The organism is Thalassolituus hydrocarboniclasticus (assembly GCF_025345565.1).
Classification (GTDB): domain Bacteria; phylum Pseudomonadota; class Gammaproteobacteria; order Pseudomonadales; family Oceanobacteraceae; genus Venatoribacter; species Venatoribacter hydrocarboniclasticus.
Map to the genome: position 1 here is coordinate 3,415,452 of NZ_CP054475.1, position 17,347 is coordinate 3,432,798.

Genomic DNA, 17,347 nt, shown 5'->3' on the forward strand with positions numbered 1-17,347 from the left:
TTTTAAACTTGAGGAATCTTAGTGCCAGCACAAGAAGCAACGAACCGCCTGCACCTGCATGGCATCCGCAAAGAGTATCCGGGCTGCCTCGCCAACGATGATATTGAATTGCGGGTGAATGCCGGAGAAACCCACGCCTTACTGGGTGAGAATGGCGCAGGCAAAAGTACCCTGATGAAAATCATTTACGGCGTTATCAAACCGGACGCCGGCAAGATTGTCTGGCAGGGTGACAGCATTCAGATGAACGGCCCGGCTCATGCGCGCCAGCTGGGGATTGGCATGGTGTTTCAGCATTTCTCTTTGTTTGAAACCCTGACCGTCGCGGAGAACATAGCCCTCAGTCTGCCGGCAGAAGAAAGCCGTGATATGGAAGCACTGAGTCAGCGCATCCGCGAGATATCCACGCACTATGGTATGGCACTGGACCCTGACCGTCATGTGCATACGCTCTCTGTCGGGGCACAGCAGCGGGTCGAAATTGTCCGCTGTCTGCTGCAGGACATTAAGCTTCTGATTCTCGATGAACCCACCTCGGTTCTCACCCCGCAGGAAGTACGCGAACTGTTCCGTACCCTGAAAACCCTCGCCGCCGAAGGCTGCTCCATTCTGTTTATTTCCCACAAGCTCGATGAAGTGACCGAACTCTGCAACGCCGCTACCGTATTACGCAACGGTCGTGTTACCGGGCGCTGTAATCCACAGGAAGTCAGCAGTGAAGATCTGGCGCGGATGATGGTGGGTGAAGATACTCCGCTGAATCAGAATTACCAGAAAGCCGAAGGCGGCGACACCGCCCTGCGTCTGAAAGACCTCAGCTTTACTCCGGAAGATCCTTTCGGCGTCACCCTGAACAATCTCAACCTCAAGGTTAAAGCAGGCGAAATTCTTGGTATCGCCGGCGTTGCCGGTAATGGTCAGGATGAGCTCTGCGCTCTGCTCAGCGGCGAAGAAATTACCAGCCCTGAAAGCATCGAACTGCTTGGCCAGAATATCGGCAGCCTGACACCCGATCAGCGTCGCCGCCTAGGTTTTGCCTTTGTACCCGAAGAACGTCTGGGACGCGGTGCGGTACCCAATATGTCGTTGGTGGAAAACACACTGCTCAGCAGCAGCCATCGTGATTTAAAAGCCAATGGCTGGATTAATTACCGCAAAGTGCGTGAGTTCGCCCGCGATATTATTGAAAAATATAACGTCAAATGCGCCAACGAGTACGCTCAGGCGAAAAGCCTGTCCGGTGGTAATCTGCAGAAGTTTATTATCGGCCGCGAAATTGAACAGCAGCCGAAATTACTGGTGTGCTCTCATCCGACCTGGGGCGTTGATATCGGTGCCGCGATTTTAATCCGTCATGCCCTGATTCAGCTGCGCGACGAAGGTGCCGCCATTATTGTGGTATCGGAAGATATCGATGAGCTTTATCAGATCTGTGACCGCATCGGGGCCATCTGTGACGGACGCCTGAGCCCGGTAAAACCAACCGGAGAAGTGGGTATTGAAACGCTGGGTCAATGGATGGCCGGTCAATTCGGCCAGGACAGTGCCAATCCATCTGTGCTGGAGAGTGCACATGCTTAAGCTTGAAAAACGCCAGGCCGACTCGCGCCTGATGAGTTACACATCCCCTCTTATTGCCATTGTGCTGACATTATTTGCCGGAGCTGTATTGTTCTCCGTATTGGGACACGACCCCCTCCATGCCCTGTACACCTTTTTTATCTCACCGCTGACCAGCACTTATGGCTGGACTGAGCTGGGAATAAAAGTAGCACCGTTGTTACTCTGCGCTATGGGTCTGACCCTTTGTTATCGTGCAAAAATCTGGAATATCGGCGCCGAAGGCCAGTTCATTATGGGTGCACTGGGCGGCAGCATGGCGGCCCTGCAGTTTCTTGATGCCGAAAGCAGCTGGGTGCTGGTGCCCATTCTGCTGGCCGGTACTGTCAGTGGTCTGTTGTGGGGGGCTCTGGCTGCGTGGCTGAAAACACGCTTTAACGCCAATGAAATTCTCACCACCATTATGCTCAACTACATTGCGCTGAATGCGCTGCTGTACGCCGTTCACGGACCATTACGCGATCCGGCCGGGTTTAACTTCCCGGAATCTGCGATGTTCGCCGATGCAGCCCTGCTGCCGTTATTTAATGAAGATTACCGCCTGAATGTTTCGATTTTATTTGCGTTGTTTTTTACCGTGGTTATCTGGACGGTCATGGCACGCAGCTGGATTGGCTATCAGATTCAGGTGCTGGGTGAGGATGCCAAAGCAGCACGCTACGCCGGCTTTAACACCAACCGTCTGACCTGGTTCGCCCTGCTGGTCTGCGGCGCACTGGCAGGACTCGCTGGCGTGGCCGAAGTGACCGGCCCTATTGGTCAGTTAATTCCCCACGTATCTCCGGGTTACGGTTACGCCGCCATTATTGTGGTGTTTCTTGGCCGTATGCAGCCATTCGGCATTCTGCTGGCCAGCATGCTGCTTGCCCTGACCTTTATGGGCGGCGAGATGGTTCAGATTGAAATGAGCCTGCCTAAATCCCTGACCGGATTATTCCAGGGCATGCTGCTGTTTTTCCTGTTGGCTGCGGATCTGCTGATCAGTTATCGCATTGTCTTTCAACCTCGTACTGCCCAGGCCTGAGTCATGGATATCGATTTAATTACAAACGTTTTATTTGCCACGTTCAAAACCGGCACTCCGCTGATTCTGATTGCCCTGGGCGAGATGGTTTGCGAAAAATCCGGCGTTCTTAACCTTGGGCAGGAAGGGATGTTACTGGTCGGCGCCGTCGTCGGATTTATCGCAGCCTCTGTGACCGGTAATTATTTTCTGGCTACGTTCTGCGCCATATTCGCCGGTATGGGAATGGCTTTTCTGTTTGGTTACCTGTCTATCACCCTGGCCTCCAATCAGGTTGCAACCGGTCTTGCATTGACCATCTTTGGTGGTGGCCTGAGCGCATTTCTGGGCACCAATTATATTGGTATCGGTCTTGAGGGTATTCAGGTCTGGTCAGTGCCGCTGCTCAGCGATATTCCGGTGATTGGTAAAGTGCTGTTTCAGCACGACCCACTGGTGTATTTAACTCTGGCGTTATTCGCGCTGGTTTTCTGGGTATTCCGCAGCACCCGTCTGGGTTTAAAAATCCGTGCAGTGGGCGAAAATCCGGAAGCGGCCAATGCCATCGGTATTAATGTTCAGCAAATCCGCTTTATGGCTGTGCTGTTTGGTGGTGCCATGACTGGTCTGGCCGGTGCTTACCTGTCACTGGTTTATACCCCGATGTGGAGTGAAGGCATGTCTGCCGGACGTGGCTGGATTGCCCTGTCTCTGGTGGTATTTGCCAGCTGGAAAGCCGAACGTATTCTGCTGGGTGCTTATCTGTTTGGTTTTGCCAGCATTCTGCATCTGGTACTGCAGGGCACACGCTTTGAAGTACCGCCAAACATTATGGCAATGCTGCCTTATGTAGCGACCATTATTGTTCTGGTCTGGCTGTCGTCTGATGCCATAAAAACCAAAATGAGTGCGCCAAAGTCTATTGGCCAGCCGTACCGGCCACTTGCTTAGGAACTAAAAGATACTGGCCTGATCTGCTGTTTACAGAACCTCAGACAGGCCTGATTCTCTGACCATGATTCAGAATAAATGCATTTCTGAATAGCGTTAAATCATTATCCGGAAAATTCCCGGAAATGATAAAAAGACCAAAATGGTCAATGTTAAAAATAACAGGAAATTCATCTTTTAACGGATGAAATAAATGGAATTGATTGATAAATTGAGTGCGTTGATTAAACCAAATTAAAGCAACTTATCAGAAATAAAACCTTGTAAAATCTGGAGAGAAAAAATGAAAAAGCAACTTCTGGCTCTGGCCGTTATCGCTGCCGCTACCGGCACTGCTCAGGCAGAACAATTCTGGGCTGATAACAGCGTATCTGTGCTGTATGGCTCCGACTATAAAGTCGATGGTCCTTTTAATGGCAACCTGCAAGACGATACTTTCGCACTGACTACCTATACTCTGGAACACGTTTCCGGTCACAGCTGGGGGGGCTTATTCTACTTTATGGATCGTCACGTAGGTGAAGATGGTTTCTCTGCTACTTACAGTGAATTCTCACCTAAAGTAACCCTGACCTCGTTTGAAGGCGGCCTCGTTAAAAGTGTTAATGCAGCCTTCACCCTGGAATCCAGTTCGGGCGGCTTTGATAACTACCTGTACGGTGTTGGTGCAGACCTGAACATCCCTGGTATGAACTTCGCAAGTGCCACTGTATTTTATGCTGTGAACGACAATACCGCAGACGATTATCAGCTGACTCTGACCTATGGCTGGTCTGCTGGCGCTTTCAATATCGACGGTTATATTGACTACTCCACTCAGGTAGAGGCAGATGGTAATCGTGGTGGCAGTAAAGCCAACCTGCACTTCAACCCACAGATCACCTATGATCTGGCGCCTGTCATCGGTAAAACCTTCAGTAAAGTGAAAGTTGGTATCGAATACAGCTACTGGGGTAACAAATACGGCATCGAAGGTGTTGACCAGAACGTTGTCAGCGCTCTGCTGAAAGTACACCTGTAATTATCCGGGTGTGATAAGGGGAGCCATGTGCTCCCCTTATTGTCTGTGACTACAGATTTATCACTCCCGATGGCGGATATGATACCCTTAGGCCCTCACAGACTATGTTATGCCAGATATGGTTCTTACTGGCGGGAAGTGATATGAGCACACAAAAATACAAAACCGGCGCTATTCGTGAGCGCAATAACGAGAATATTCTTGCCGCTGCTGAGCAGGAGTTTGTTCTGCATGGCTTTAAAGGCACCAGCATGCAGGCTATTGCTGACCGTGCCGGCGTTCCTAAGGCCAATATTCATTATTACTTTAAGAACAAGGGCAATCTGTATCGCGCCCTGCTGGAAAATATCCTGACCACCTGGAACGAAGTACTGTCTGATATTAATGCCGACAGTGATCCTGCTCATATTCTGAGTTTGTTTATCCGCACTAAGATTCGCCTTTCCTATACCCATCCGAATGCTTCTAAAATTTTCGCGATGGAAATCATTCAGGGTGCACCTTACCTGAAAGACTATATCAGTGGCGCTATGCGGGTATGGGTGCGGGAGAAAACCCAGGTTATTCAGAGCTGGATTGATGCCGGTAAAATCCGCGCCGTCGATCCGACCCATCTTATTTTTATGATCTGGTCATCAACTCAGCATTACGCTGACTTTGAAACTCAGGTTCTCGAAGTAACCAACAAGCGTCAGTACGAAGAAGAAGATATTCTGCGTATTGGTGATTTTCTCGAAGATATGATTTTGCGTGGCTGCGGCCTGACTCCGCCGGGGCGTGCGGCTTATTTGGCCAGTACTGACGGCAATGAAATCAGTAGCGAAGATACCGCTGAAGTTTAATCAGGCTCCCCACAGAATCCGTACAGGTCTCTGTGGGGTGTTTCAGTGATTATTAATCACCAGCTTTAATCCCTGATCTCCTGCTGTCCGCTCATAACGATCAAGATCCAGCGGTATACGCAGGTGAATTTCTGCGCCCTGGTTTTCCGCACCCTGACGGCGCTCACACACCTCAATGCTGCCGTGCAGAATACGTGTAACCAGATTATACGCCAGATGCATCCCCAGACCGGTTTTGCCGCGATTACGGCCTGTAGTAAAAAACGGATCAAAAATATGCTCGCGCACTTCATTACTGATGCCGACGCCATCGTCTTTATAGATCAGCGTCAGCAGATTCTCTGACACATCAACGTAGGCGTGCATCTGAATATAAATATCCCCTCCCTCGGGATAACCATGATCCAGCGAATTACCTATTAAAGCTCCTACAACCAACCCCAGAGTCTGCCGGCAGGTATTAAGAATAAACGGCTGACTAAGGTCGTATTCAATGCGACAGGTATTATCTTCAACAAAGAAATCGTTACTATTACCGGAGAATTCCTGCAGAAACTCCTCCAGCGAAAAGCGCGAGCGGAAATCGCTTTCTTTATCCACCGCCAGTGATTTAAACGTGCGCACCAACCGGTGTGATCGGTTCAGGTTTTCGTCGATTAACAATAAGCCTTCGGAAATATTATTAATCTGCGCCGAGAAGGTATTTTTATCCAGACTGCCGTCTTTCACCCGCTGCTGAATCAGCAATACTGAATCTTCGATATAACTCCGGGCCGTTACACAAATGCCCAGCGGCGTATTCAGCTCATGGGCAACACCGGCAACCAGACTGCCCAGCTGCGCCATTTTTTCATTTTCTACCTGCTCATGCTGGTTTTCCTGCAGGGTATCAAGCAGACGGTTAAGCGATAGAATGGCATTATTCAGTTCGCCCGTCCGTTCTTCTACTTTCTGCTCCAGCTGATTTTTAAGCTGTTGCAACTCACGGTCGGAATCATCACGCTCTGCCATTACCTGCTGAAGCTGCTGGCATAAACGGTTAATAGTATGGCCAATGCGGTTAAGCTCATCACTGCCGCCACCATCATCCGGCAACTGTACCAGTGCACGAATATCACCACGCTCCGCCCAGTCAGTAAGAGCGCGCAGCTGAGAGCCGGCATAACGTTTGCGCCACCTGAATACCGCAAACGACAGTAAAACCGCCAACAACAGAACCGTCATCAGATGCTGTAACAGCACAACCGGAGCCATCGCCAGAATCTGTTGACGCATTGCCGCCAAATCCAGCTGCAAATGCAGACTGCCGACCAGAATACTGCGCTCGCCATTGTGATAATGCAGATCAAACTGCCGCTCCTGCAGAACCTTGTCAGCGGGTTTTTCGTTCCCGGCCTGTCCGGCGGAAAAGTGCTCGCCATTACCGGCATCCAGCACAGCAGCGCGGATATAGGGAAACTGTACCAGAGCCGCCAGCTGGGATTCGACCTGTGGAATATCAAAATTCCACACGCTCTGCGCCAGAGCCGGCAGGTAGCCACTGCGGATCTGTTGCAGCAGGGCTTCATTGTGGCGGAATTCCGAGCGGTAAGCGCCGTAAAGCGCCACAGCAGAGGACAATACAGACAACAGCAGACTGACTATAAACAGCCGGATCAGCAACCTCAGGCCAGAGGCACTGCGCCAGTAAAATGTACTCATGTTCCCTCCCTGCATATTCCCTTGCTTAGCGTTCAGTGAGCACAGGTTCTATGAGTCTAGAAAGACTGCGGCTGATAGCCAGCTCAACAGGAGTGAGAATAAAAAACAGTCTGTAGGTGAGCTGCGATATACCTGTTATTTATAAATCACATCACAAAGTGGCCACTAACCTCGCCACATTACTTGCCCGACCGCTGCAGCCTGTTATCATCAACGCCAGCAGATTAACACCTGGTCACTGCTAACGATCCGCCGCACGCCTGTGCGGTTTATTCTTATTCGTTAGCGACCGGTGCCCAGTCCTTCCTGTCTGCCACCACCGCAGCGAACCTTTGCGGAGCACACCATGAACACTCTCTGGATTAAACACCCCCGTGCCGTATTCAGCGGCAACCTGCAGGACGCCAGTGGCGGCCTGGTGATCGCCGATGGCCGTATCCTTGAAGTGCTGGCCGCCGGGCAGCAACCCTCCGGCCCTGTCAGTCAGGTATTCGATGCCAGCGAGCACGTTGTCTTGCCCGGCCTGGTGAATACCCATCATCATTTCTACCAGACCCTGACCCGCGCCTGCCCACCAGCACTCAACAAGCGCTTATTCCCCTGGCTGCAAACCCTCTACCCGATCTGGGCCGGACTGACCCCGGCACAACATGCGCTGGCCACCGAACTGGCGATGGTCGAGCTGTTGCTGTCTGGCTGCACCACGGTGGCCGACCATCATTATCTGTTTCCGGCCGGGCTGGAAAACGCCATCGATATTCAGGCCGAAACCAGCTTAAAACTGGGTATGCGCGCCACCCTGACCCGTGGTTCGATGAGCCTGAGTGTGGATGATGGCGGCCTGCCACCGCGTTCGGTGGTGCAGACCGAACAGGTGATTCTGGATGACAGCAAACGCCTGATTGAGCGCTGGCACCAGCGTGATGATCAGGGGCTGCTGGAAGTCGCTCTGGCGCCCTGCTCGCCGTTTTCCGTCACGCCGGACATCATGCGGGCCAGTGCGGAGCTGGCGGCACAATACGATGTCGGCCTGCATACGCATCTGGCCGAGACCGAAGATGAAAATGCGTTCTGCCTGAAGATGTTTGGCCAGCGGCCACTGGATTATCTGGACTCGGTCGGCTGGCTGAATAACCGCACCTGGCTGGCGCATGGTATTCATTTTAACGATGAAGAAGTGCAGCGACTGGGCCGTGCCGGTACCGGTATCTGCCACTGTCCGTCATCCAATATGGTGCTGGCATCCGGTATCTGCCGGGTAAATGAATTACGTGCCGCTGGCAGCCCCGTCGGACTGGGTGTCGATGGCAGCGCCTCCAACGACCACAGCAATTTAATGCAGGAAGTGCGGCAGGCATTATTAATTCAGCGCCTGCGCTATCAGGCCGATGAGTTCACCCATCTGGATGCGTTACATCTGGCTACCAAAGGCTCGGCGCAGGTATTACGGCGCGATGATATTGGCGAACTGGCGCCCGGTAAGCGTGCGGATATTGCTTTCTTTAAGCTGGATGAACCGCGTTTCAGCGGCGCTCATGACCCACTGGCAGCGCTGGTGCTATGTGGTGCAAGTCAGGCTGACGCGGTGATGATCAACGGGGACTGGAAAGTACGCGATAAACAATGGCTGGGCGGCGATATCCACCAGCTGATGGCCAACCACCAGCAGGCGGCCAACCACCAGCAGGCGGCCAGCCAGTTGTTCAGCGGACACTGAATCCGGGAAGCGGTCAGCAGGACCATTTTCTGCCTGCTGACCAGCGTTATCTTTATGCTTTTTCTCAGCAGGCCTGCGCTGCTCACATCCTCTTACACAACCGCTGATTTTGTTTACCATTTTGTCATCTGCAGGTCATGCAAGCGCCGCACTATACGCTGACTTTTTCTGTTTGGTTTTGATATGGCGCCCCATCTTCTGCAACGCAGTCTGGACGAGCTGATCAGCAAGGAAGCCATTCATACCGTGCTGCAACCCATAGTCGATCTGAGCCGCAACCGCGCCCTTGGCTATGAAGCACTCACCCGCGGAGCTCCGGGTCATTTATTACAGCGCCCGGATCTGATGTTCCAGGCGGCCCACCAGTTTGACCGGATTCCGGATCTGGAGATTCTCTGCATCCGTTCGGCTATCCGTCATTTTTCGCGGCAGCAAAGCGACGGCCTGTTATTTATTAATATCTGCCCGCAAAGTCTGCTCAACTATGCTGAGGAGATCAGCGAGCTGACTGAGCGTCTGGCCCACAATGGTCTGCAGCCAACCGATGTTGTGCTGGAAATTTCCGAGCGCTTTCCGATTGAGAATACCGGTCAGTTCCTGACGCTGATCGGCCATCTGAAAGAGCTGGGTTATGGCATTGCCATTGACGATCTGGGCAGTGGTTATTCCGGCCTGAAACTCTGGTCAGAGATCCGCCCCGACTACGTCAAAATCGACCGCCACTTTATCGACCGCATCGATCAGGACACGGTAAAGCAGGCCTTTGTTTCCTCAGTGGTGCATCTGTGCGAGCAGCTGCAGTGCGAAGTGATTGCCGAAGGTATTGAGACTCAGGGCGAGCTGAATTTAATCCGCAGTATGGGTATTCATATCGGTCAGGGGTATCTGCTCGGTAAACCGCAAAGCAAAGCCGAATTCCAGACCCCGGAGCACGGCCTGAGCCTCACCAGTCCGGTGCATGCCAATGGCGTCGAACAGCCAATCGTCAACCTGTGCCAGCCACTGGAAACCATTGCCGCCTCGCTGCCAATGCGCGAAGTTGATGAACTGTTCCGTGATAATCCGCTGCTAATGTCGCTGCCGGTGCTGGAAGAGGAGCGCCCGGTCGGTTTACTGCACCGGCGTAAATTGCTGGAATTATTCGCCCAGCCATACGGCCGTGCGTTGTTTGAGCGTAAAACCGTCGGCCATTTTATGCAGCAGAATCCGCTGATCGTCGATTGCGCCATGACGCTTGAGGCGGTCAGCAAAGTACTCACCGATGACGACGACGAAGACCTGCGCCAGCATCTGATTGTTACCTGCGAAGGCCGTTATCAGGGCGTGGTAAACAGCAAAGACCTGCTCAAACACATTACCGACAGCCAGATTCAGAAAGCCCGTTATGCCAACCCGCTAACCCTGCTGCCGGGTAATGTTCCGATCGACGAACATATTGAGCAACTGCTGCGTCAGCAAAGTCATTTCTATTTGCTGTACCTCGATCTGAACCATTTTAAGCCCTACAACGACCAGTATGGTTACCGTCAGGGCGATGCGGTATTACGCTGGCTCGGCCGCTTGCTGCAACAGCACAGTTCGGCGCTTAATTTTGTCGGCCATATTGGTGGCGATGATTTTGTGCTGATCAGTCAGGAAGCGGATTTTTATCCGCTGTGTGAGCAACTGCTGCAGGCGTTTAATCAGCAATGTTCTGAATTTCACCGCAACGATGACTGGAGCCGCGGCTACCTTAACGCCCATGACCGCAGCGGCCAGCTGAGCCGTATTCCGCTGCTCGGTTTAGCCATTGGCGTGGTGCCCTCAACGCTGATTGAAAATCAGGACCCGCAGAGTCTGGCCCAGCTGGCAGCCCAGGCCAAACAACAGGCCAAACAAAAAACAGGCAGTGGCTGGCACTGTCTGGGACAGGAGATGCAACCTATCCTGCCGGTTGCCATTAAAGCCGCAGGCCACTGATCAGCGACGGTAGTCGGCAGCAATTTTGTAACCGTCACGGGTCGAGTGTTTCACTTCATACATCGCCTGATCAGCCGCATTCAATAACTCCTCGCCATCGGTTTCTCCCAGGCGTCCAATGGCGATGCCGGTGCTTGCACTCAGGTTATGAATCTGCGGCCAGTCCGGCACCTGCAACTCGCGTAACTGTTGCTGCAGACGCCGGGCAAAGGTTTCCGCGCCCTCGGCTCCACAATCAAGCAGCAGCACCGCAAACTCCTCACCGCCCAGCCGTGCCAGCCGGTCACGGTCACGCCCGAGACGGCGCAGCAATGCACCAAAGGCCGCCAGCACCGCATCACCGGCGGCGTGACCAAAGCCATCATTAATACGTTTAAAGTGATCCAGATCGATCCACAAAACCGCAACGCTACCCTGCCACTGCTTCAGTTGCTGCAATTGCTGCAGCAAGGCACGGCGATTCAGCAGGCCGGTCAGGCCATCCACATCCGCCAGCACCTGCAGCTGCTGGTTGGCATCCTGCAGGGCGTTGGCTTTTTCCGCCAGCGCCTGAGTACGCTCTGCCACCCGCTGTTCCAGTTCGCGGTTAACCTGCAACAACTGCTCACTGAGGCGTACGATTTCCTGCCGGGCCCAGACCCGGTTCAGCAGGAAGTTACAGATCATCGACACTATAAAAATCAGGAAACCCAGTGGCGACCAGAACTGACCTACCAGTAATTGATTTATCAGCAGCACATCGTGAATAACCGCCACGCCAAGCAATACCATGCCCGGCAGAATCACCCAGGCGCCACGGCGGCCAAGATAAACAGCGCGCAGCAACACCGCCATGGCAACCACCACCACCAGCAACAATAAGCCGCCAAAGACGCCCAGTAATGCGGTAAACCATAAGGGCGGCAGCAACAGGCAAGTCAGGGCGGCAAGCAGAAAAGGCAGACTGCACAGATTGCGCAAACGCCGGCTGAAGTCGCCGCTGAAGGCAGAATGCAGCCAGGTAAACAACAGCACCGGGCTGAGCAGCATACTGATGTAAATAACCCGGATATGAAGTATCCAGGAAGGGCTGATATCGAGCATCCAGTACAGCGGGGCAAAGGAGGTGGTACCAAGGCGCACGCCCAGCATCAGGGTAAACAAGCCCAGCCACAATCCGGTGCGGTCTTTACGGTCAACCAGATATTCGAGCAACAGCAGCAGGCCAATCAGTGCCAGCAGCAGCAGAATAACGGCTTCGTAAATCACATGATGGGCATAGCTGCGGGTGATCTGATACTCAGAGCCCAGTAACAGTGACTGCCAGGGACCAGCACTGTGATGGTGATAGTTAGCCACCTGCAGCACCAGCTTTATACGCCCTTCAGAGATGCGCCCCAGACTGACCCAGCGATTGCCCTGATAGGGCTGCACCAACTCCAGAGCAGCAGTTACGTTACCGCCGTGAATAAGCTCGCGACCATTAGCCAGCAAGCGAAAACTGCTGGTGATTTCAGGAATAAACAGCGCCCAGTTAATGGCCGGATCAAGGCCCTGAATATCCAGCACAAAGGTGGCATAGCCCTGCCCCGGGTACTGATAACCGGCCTGGCCGCTCTGATCCCAGGTCGATGGCATAACAAACAACGGCCAGTCATCACTGCCGATGCCATCACTCAGCTGCTGCCAGGCAAAACGCCACTCTCCCGCCAGCGCCAGCGGCTGTGCCGCCGTCCAGCCAGACAGATCCAGCACGCCTTCACGGGCACGGAAAGCGCCGTCCGGCTCCGCCTGCAACGCCGCAGGCAGCATCATCAGCCAAAGACTCCATATCATCCAAACCAGCCGCTGCATGTTGGCTCCGCAGTCAAAATCCTCTGATGAAACTATGGCGGGCCTGAATGACAGCGTCAAACCGGAGCGCAAAGCAGCATCCTGCGCAAATGCCTGTATAATGCCGCGCAACTGAAATTCCGAACTCCGGTGGAAGGCATGAATCCCGATCTGAGCAAATTACAGCCCTATCCCTTTGAGAAACTCGCTAAGCTGAAAGCCGCCGTTACGGCGAATGAGCAGCTGCCGCATATCGCCCTGTCCATCGGTGAACCTCAGCATCCGTCTCCGGCCTTTGTGCAGCAGGCGATGATCGACAATATCAGCCGTCTGGAAAATTACCCGACCACCAAGGGCCTGCCACAGCTGAGCGAAGCCATTGCCAGCTGGCTCAAAAGCCGCTTCAGCCTGAACAGCATTGATCCGGTAGCGCAGGTGATTCCGGTCAACGGTACACGCGAAGCGATTTTTGCCTTCACCCAGGCGGTGGTTGACCGCAGCCAGCCCGATGCTCTGGTGGTGAGCCCGAATCCGTTCTATCAGATTTACGAAGGCGCAGCCTATCTGGCCGGTGCCACACCGCATTTCCTGCCTTGTCTGGCCGATAACGATTTCCACCCGGACTACAACGCCGTACCGGCCGATGTCTGGCAGCGCTGCCAGTTATTGTTCCTGTGCACGCCGGGCAACCCGACCGGTGCGGTACTGAGCTTCGAACAGTTTAAACAGCTGATTGAACTGGCCGACCGTTACAACTTCGTACTGGCCAGTGATGAGTGTTATTCCGAAATTTATGTCGATGGCAAAGAAGCGCCGATGGGCCTGCTCGAAGCCTGTGCCCGTTTAGGCCGTCACGATTATAAAAACTGCGTGGTGTTTCATTCGCTGTCCAAGCGCTCCAACCTGCCGGGCCTGCGTTCCGGTTTTATTGCCGGTGACGCCGCGCTGTTAAAACCTTTCCTGCTGTACCGTACTTACCACGGCTGCGCGATGCCGCTGCAGACCCAGCTGGCCTCCATTGCCGCCTGGAATGACGAACAGCACGTTGCCGATAACCGTGCGCTGTACACGCAGAAATTCCGCGCGGTAATCGACATTCTGAATCCGGTGATGGCGGTGGAACAGACCGACGCCAGTTTTTATTTATGGGCAAAAACCCCGATTAATGAAGAAACCTTCGCCCAGCAATTATTTGCCCAGCAGAATGTGACTGTGCTGCCCGGCTCCTATTTATCGCGCACCGTCGATGGCATTAACCCCGGTGAAAAACGCGTTCGTATGGCTCTGGTGGCTGGTGTTGATGAATGCATCGAAGCCGCTCACCGCATCCGCCGTTTTGTTGAATCTCTGTAAGGACTGATTATGGCTTTAGTACAGAACCCGTTCGGCGCAGACATCAGCACCGAAGATATCCTCGACACCCTCGGCTTTTTTGACGACTGGGAAGAGCGCTACAAATACATCATCGACCTGGGTAAACAATTACCGGCGATGAGTGATGACAAGAAAAATGATACCTACCTGCTGCGCGGCTGCCAGAGTCAGGTATGGATCGACAGCGAATTAAATAACGGCGTGTTGACCTTTGAAGCCGACTCCGACGCCCATATCGTGCGCGGTTTACTCGGTGTGGTGCTGGCCGCTTACAACCATAAAACCCCGGCTGACATTATCGCCTTCGATATCGATGATTATTTCAGCAAGATTGATCTGGTAAAGCACCTGAGTCCGACCCGCGGCAATGGCCTGCGCGCCATGGTACAGCGCATTCAGGACACCGCGCGTAACGCCTGATTACAAATCGCAAAGGCTGAATAATCACGGCGGCGATCGTAATTATTCAGCCTGCTGTAGTTATCCCACCATAACAACACAGAATACCGGCGGATGTTCACCTTGCTCTGGCTGGTACTAATCGCTAGCCTGAAGCACATCCTTTATATACAAAGACCTCTCCGATGCTGCGCTGGCTCTGGCAATTTATCCGTCCTTACAAATTCCGTTTAACCATCGCCATCATTGCCCTGGTCACCACCGCCGGGCTTACCCTGGGCCTCGGTCAGGGCGTGCGCTTAATGGTCGACAATGGTTTTGCCGCACAATCCACCGAAGGTCTGGCCGACGCCCTGCAGCTGTTCGCCATTCTGGTTGTACTGGTTTCTACCGGGGCTTATTTCCGCTTTTATATGGTGTCGTGGCTCGGTGAGCGGGTGGTGGCCGATATCCGCAAGCAGCTGTATCAGCACCTGGTCAGCCTGCCTCCCAGCTTTTTTGAAGACAATCTGGCCGGTGAAATACAGAGCCGGGTAACCACCGACACCACATTACTGCAGACGGTTATCGGCTCATCATTTTCATTTGCCCTGCGTAATTCGCTGACCTTTATCGGTGGTATCACGCTGATGTTTTTAAGCAATTTAAAACTCAGCCTGATTGTTCTGGTCGCCGTGCCTTTAGTGGTTTTTCCGATGATTTATTTTGGCCGAAAGGTGAAAAAACTGTCCCGTGACAGCCAGGATAAAATTGCCAGCGTCGGCGCCTGGGCCGGTGAAAGTCTGCAGCATATTAAAGTGGTTCAGGCATTTACCCGCGAAGATATTGTTACCCAACAATTCGCCCTCGCCGCTGAAGGTGCTTTTGACGTAGCCCTGAAACGAATCCGCCAGCGCGCCTGGCTGATTGCTCTGGTGATGGTGCTGGTGATGGGGTCTGTGGCCGGTATGCTGTATATCGGCGGCAGCGATGTAATTGCCGGAAAATTGTCCGGCGGTGATCTGGCCGCCTTTGTGTTTTACGCCATTATGGTCGCCGGTTCGCTGGCTGCCGTGACCGAAGTCTATGGTGAAGTACAGCGTGCCGCCGGCGCCGCTGAGCGTATCCGCGAGCTGCTGGCGACCGAAGCTGAAATTCAGTCACCACAACAAAGCACAGTTATTCCGTTTGAAGAAAAAGCAGGCCAGCCGTTAGTCAGTTTCCGCGATGTGCATTATCACTACCCCAGCCGTCCAGACAGTAAAGCCATCAGCCATTTAACACTGGATATTCAGCCCGGCGAGCGTATCGCACTGGTTGGCCCATCCGGGGCCGGAAAATCCACCTTATTTGATTTATTACTGCGCTTCCGCGACCCGCAACAGGGCGATATTCTGCTGCATGGAAAATCGTTACGGGACTGGGATTTACAGCAGCTGCGCAGCCAGTTTGCGCTGGTGCCACAGCAACCCGTGCTGTTCAGCGCCAACGTGTTGGATAACCTGCGTTACGGCAACCCCGATGCCAGTGAAGACGATATTCTGGCCGCCGCTAAAGCTGCCCATGCCGATGAGTTTATTCAGCAACTACCGGATAAATATCAGTCGTTTTTAGGGGAGCAAGGGGTAAAGTTATCGGGCGGACAGAAACAACGGCTGGCCATTGCCCGTGCTATTTTACGCGATCCGGAAATATTATTGCTGGATGAAGCCACCAGCGCCCTCGATGCCCAGAGCGAGCATCTGGTGCAACAGGCACTGGATGGCTTAATGAAAAACCGCACCACCTTTGTCATTGCCCACCGCCTGGCAACCATCACCAATGTTGACCGTATTGCGGTATTTGATCATGGCCAACTGGTGGCGATAGGCACACATAACGAACTCCTGACACATTCACCGCTGTATAAACGGCTGGCGGATCTGCAGTTTGGCCATTGAAAATCAAAAAAACTACTAACAAAAAATGCACTTTAAAATAATAAAAAAATCAAAACCAGAGGGGCCTACCCCCCTGACTTTGAATCTGAAATTAATACCCCGATATTCCAATATCATTAAGAAGAAACTCGCCATCTGAATTTTTTATTCTTACAAAAATCTTAGTTGAAGAAAGAGGGGTAGCAACTTCAGGCCACCCAGAATTTAAATAACTATTTATATCAGTCATCTCCACAAACAGAGTGGTATAAAAGACATAGGGTTTTTTAACACCCGACGTTGACCCTATTGTCTTAATATTTTCATAAGACCAATTTAACGGAGGCGTAACCCCTGCCGTGGGATCCTTTTCTGACAAATAGATACGCTCATTAGTGTCCATATACCCATCAGAATCGTAGTCAATAAAAAACTCAACTGATGTGACCGCCGTACTGGTTATTTCGACTTTTATCTTAAAGTGATCCCCAGGCCAAGGTGCTGTTCCAGACCGCCCATAGTAACCATTTGATATATGATCAGCAGCAAGATATCCGTTAACAGGTCCGCCTGGATAAAACTGCCACAACTGAAACCGATCAACCGTAAAACTTGGAAAGACTGCCTGAGCAGAATAGGAATTTACGGAGAATAAAGAAATCATTAGTAGTGCTAAAGTCACTACCGGTGTTTTCACTGAGAATTTACTAAGCATCCTTGACCTTCCTTAATTAAATCCACGTCGAGTGGAGGAAAATAAAGAATAGATAACAAGTGAATAAATGCCTCTCTAATAATAAAAATAATGAATTATCACTACCTCAAGAAATACAACAAGCAAAATACACACCTGAAAAGAAAAATTTCAAATAGTCTAAGAACGTTCCCATCTATAACCATTAACCAATACTAGATTTCAGTAAATTATCTAACCTGGACAACCAACAGTATATAAAGCATAAGCGTAAATACCCGGCGCAGATAACAATTAAACTGACACTCAGTACTTAGTCTGGCATTGTAAAGATAGGATAATGAAGGTGCTTTATA

The 17,347-nt window shown here is 52.2% G+C and carries 13 protein-coding genes; 10 read left to right on the top strand and 3 right to left on the bottom strand.

Going from position 1 to position 17,347, the window contains the following annotated elements; genetic code table 11:
- The first annotated feature begins 21 nt into the window (after window positions 1-21).
- The 5 genes from HUF19_RS15270 to HUF19_RS15290 all read left to right on the top strand — a co-directional run bounded on the left by HUF19_RS15270 (window position 22) and on the right by HUF19_RS15290 (window position 5,437).
- Complete coding sequence (locus HUF19_RS15270; protein ID WP_260997421.1) at window positions 22-1,581, top strand: ABC transporter ATP-binding protein; 1,560 nt, start codon at window positions 22-24, stop codon at window positions 1,579-1,581.
- Window positions 1,574-2,644, top strand: a complete 1,071-nt coding sequence (locus HUF19_RS15275; protein ID WP_260997422.1) for an ABC transporter permease — start codon at window positions 1,574-1,576, stop codon at window positions 2,642-2,644. Before HUF19_RS15270 ends, HUF19_RS15275 begins: the two co-directional genes overlap by 8 nt.
- Window positions 2,645-2,647: 3 nt before the next feature.
- Window positions 2,648-3,574, top strand: a complete 927-nt coding sequence (locus HUF19_RS15280) for an ABC transporter permease (RefSeq protein WP_260997423.1) — start codon at window positions 2,648-2,650, stop codon at window positions 3,572-3,574.
- A gap of 283 nt (window positions 3,575-3,857) precedes the next feature.
- Window positions 3,858-4,595: a hypothetical protein gene (locus HUF19_RS15285; RefSeq protein WP_260997424.1), complete on the top strand. Its 738-nt coding sequence runs from the start codon at window positions 3,858-3,860 to the stop codon at window positions 4,593-4,595.
- A 143-nt stretch (window positions 4,596-4,738) separates the two neighbouring features.
- Window positions 4,739-5,437 (top strand): TetR/AcrR family transcriptional regulator, encoded by a 699-nt coding sequence (locus HUF19_RS15290; protein WP_260997425.1) that lies wholly within the window; start codon window positions 4,739-4,741, stop codon window positions 5,435-5,437.
- Window positions 5,438-5,479: 42 nt separating this feature from the next.
- Here HUF19_RS15290 and HUF19_RS15295 read toward each other — a convergent pair whose 3' ends face one another.
- Entirely contained in the window at window positions 5,480-7,138 is a 1,659-nt protein-coding gene (locus tag HUF19_RS15295) for a sensor histidine kinase (RefSeq protein ID WP_260997426.1), read from the bottom strand.
- Window positions 7,139-7,484: 346 nt separating this feature from the next.
- Here HUF19_RS15295 and HUF19_RS15300 point away from each other — a divergent pair, with 346 nt between their 5' ends.
- A complete protein-coding gene (locus HUF19_RS15300; protein ID WP_260997427.1) occupies window positions 7,485-8,855 on the top strand; it encodes an 8-oxoguanine deaminase in 1,371 nt (456 codons plus the stop codon).
- Window positions 8,856-9,038: 183 nt separating this feature from the next.
- A complete protein-coding gene (locus tag HUF19_RS15305) occupies window positions 9,039-10,814 on the top strand; it encodes a GGDEF domain-containing protein (RefSeq protein WP_260997428.1) in 1,776 nt (591 codons plus the stop codon).
- Here HUF19_RS15305 and HUF19_RS15310 read toward each other — a convergent pair whose 3' ends face one another.
- Entirely contained in the window at window positions 10,815-12,647 is a 1,833-nt protein-coding gene (locus tag HUF19_RS15310) for a sensor domain-containing diguanylate cyclase (protein WP_260997429.1), read from the bottom strand. It abuts the gene before it with no gap.
- A gap of 138 nt (window positions 12,648-12,785) precedes the next feature.
- On the opposite strand from HUF19_RS15310, the gene dapC reads away from it, so the two are divergent.
- From dapC to HUF19_RS15325, 3 genes are all read left to right on the top strand, one after another.
- On the top strand, window positions 12,786-13,979 hold the full coding sequence (gene dapC / locus HUF19_RS15315) for a succinyldiaminopimelate transaminase (RefSeq protein ID WP_260997430.1): 1,194 nt from the start codon (window positions 12,786-12,788) through the stop codon (window positions 13,977-13,979).
- Between the two features lie 9 nt (window positions 13,980-13,988).
- On the top strand, window positions 13,989-14,420 hold the full coding sequence (locus tag HUF19_RS15320; protein WP_260997431.1) for a SufE family protein: 432 nt from the start codon (window positions 13,989-13,991) through the stop codon (window positions 14,418-14,420).
- A 164-nt stretch (window positions 14,421-14,584) separates the two neighbouring features.
- Complete coding sequence (locus tag HUF19_RS15325) at window positions 14,585-16,318, top strand: ABC transporter transmembrane domain-containing protein (RefSeq protein ID WP_260997432.1); 1,734 nt, start codon at window positions 14,585-14,587, stop codon at window positions 16,316-16,318.
- Window positions 16,319-16,409: 91 nt separating this feature from the next.
- On the opposite strand, the gene HUF19_RS15330 is transcribed toward HUF19_RS15325, so the two are convergent.
- Entirely contained in the window at window positions 16,410-17,012 is a 603-nt protein-coding gene (locus tag HUF19_RS15330; RefSeq protein WP_260997433.1) for a hypothetical protein, read from the bottom strand.
- Window positions 17,013-17,347: the final 335 nt, after the last annotated feature.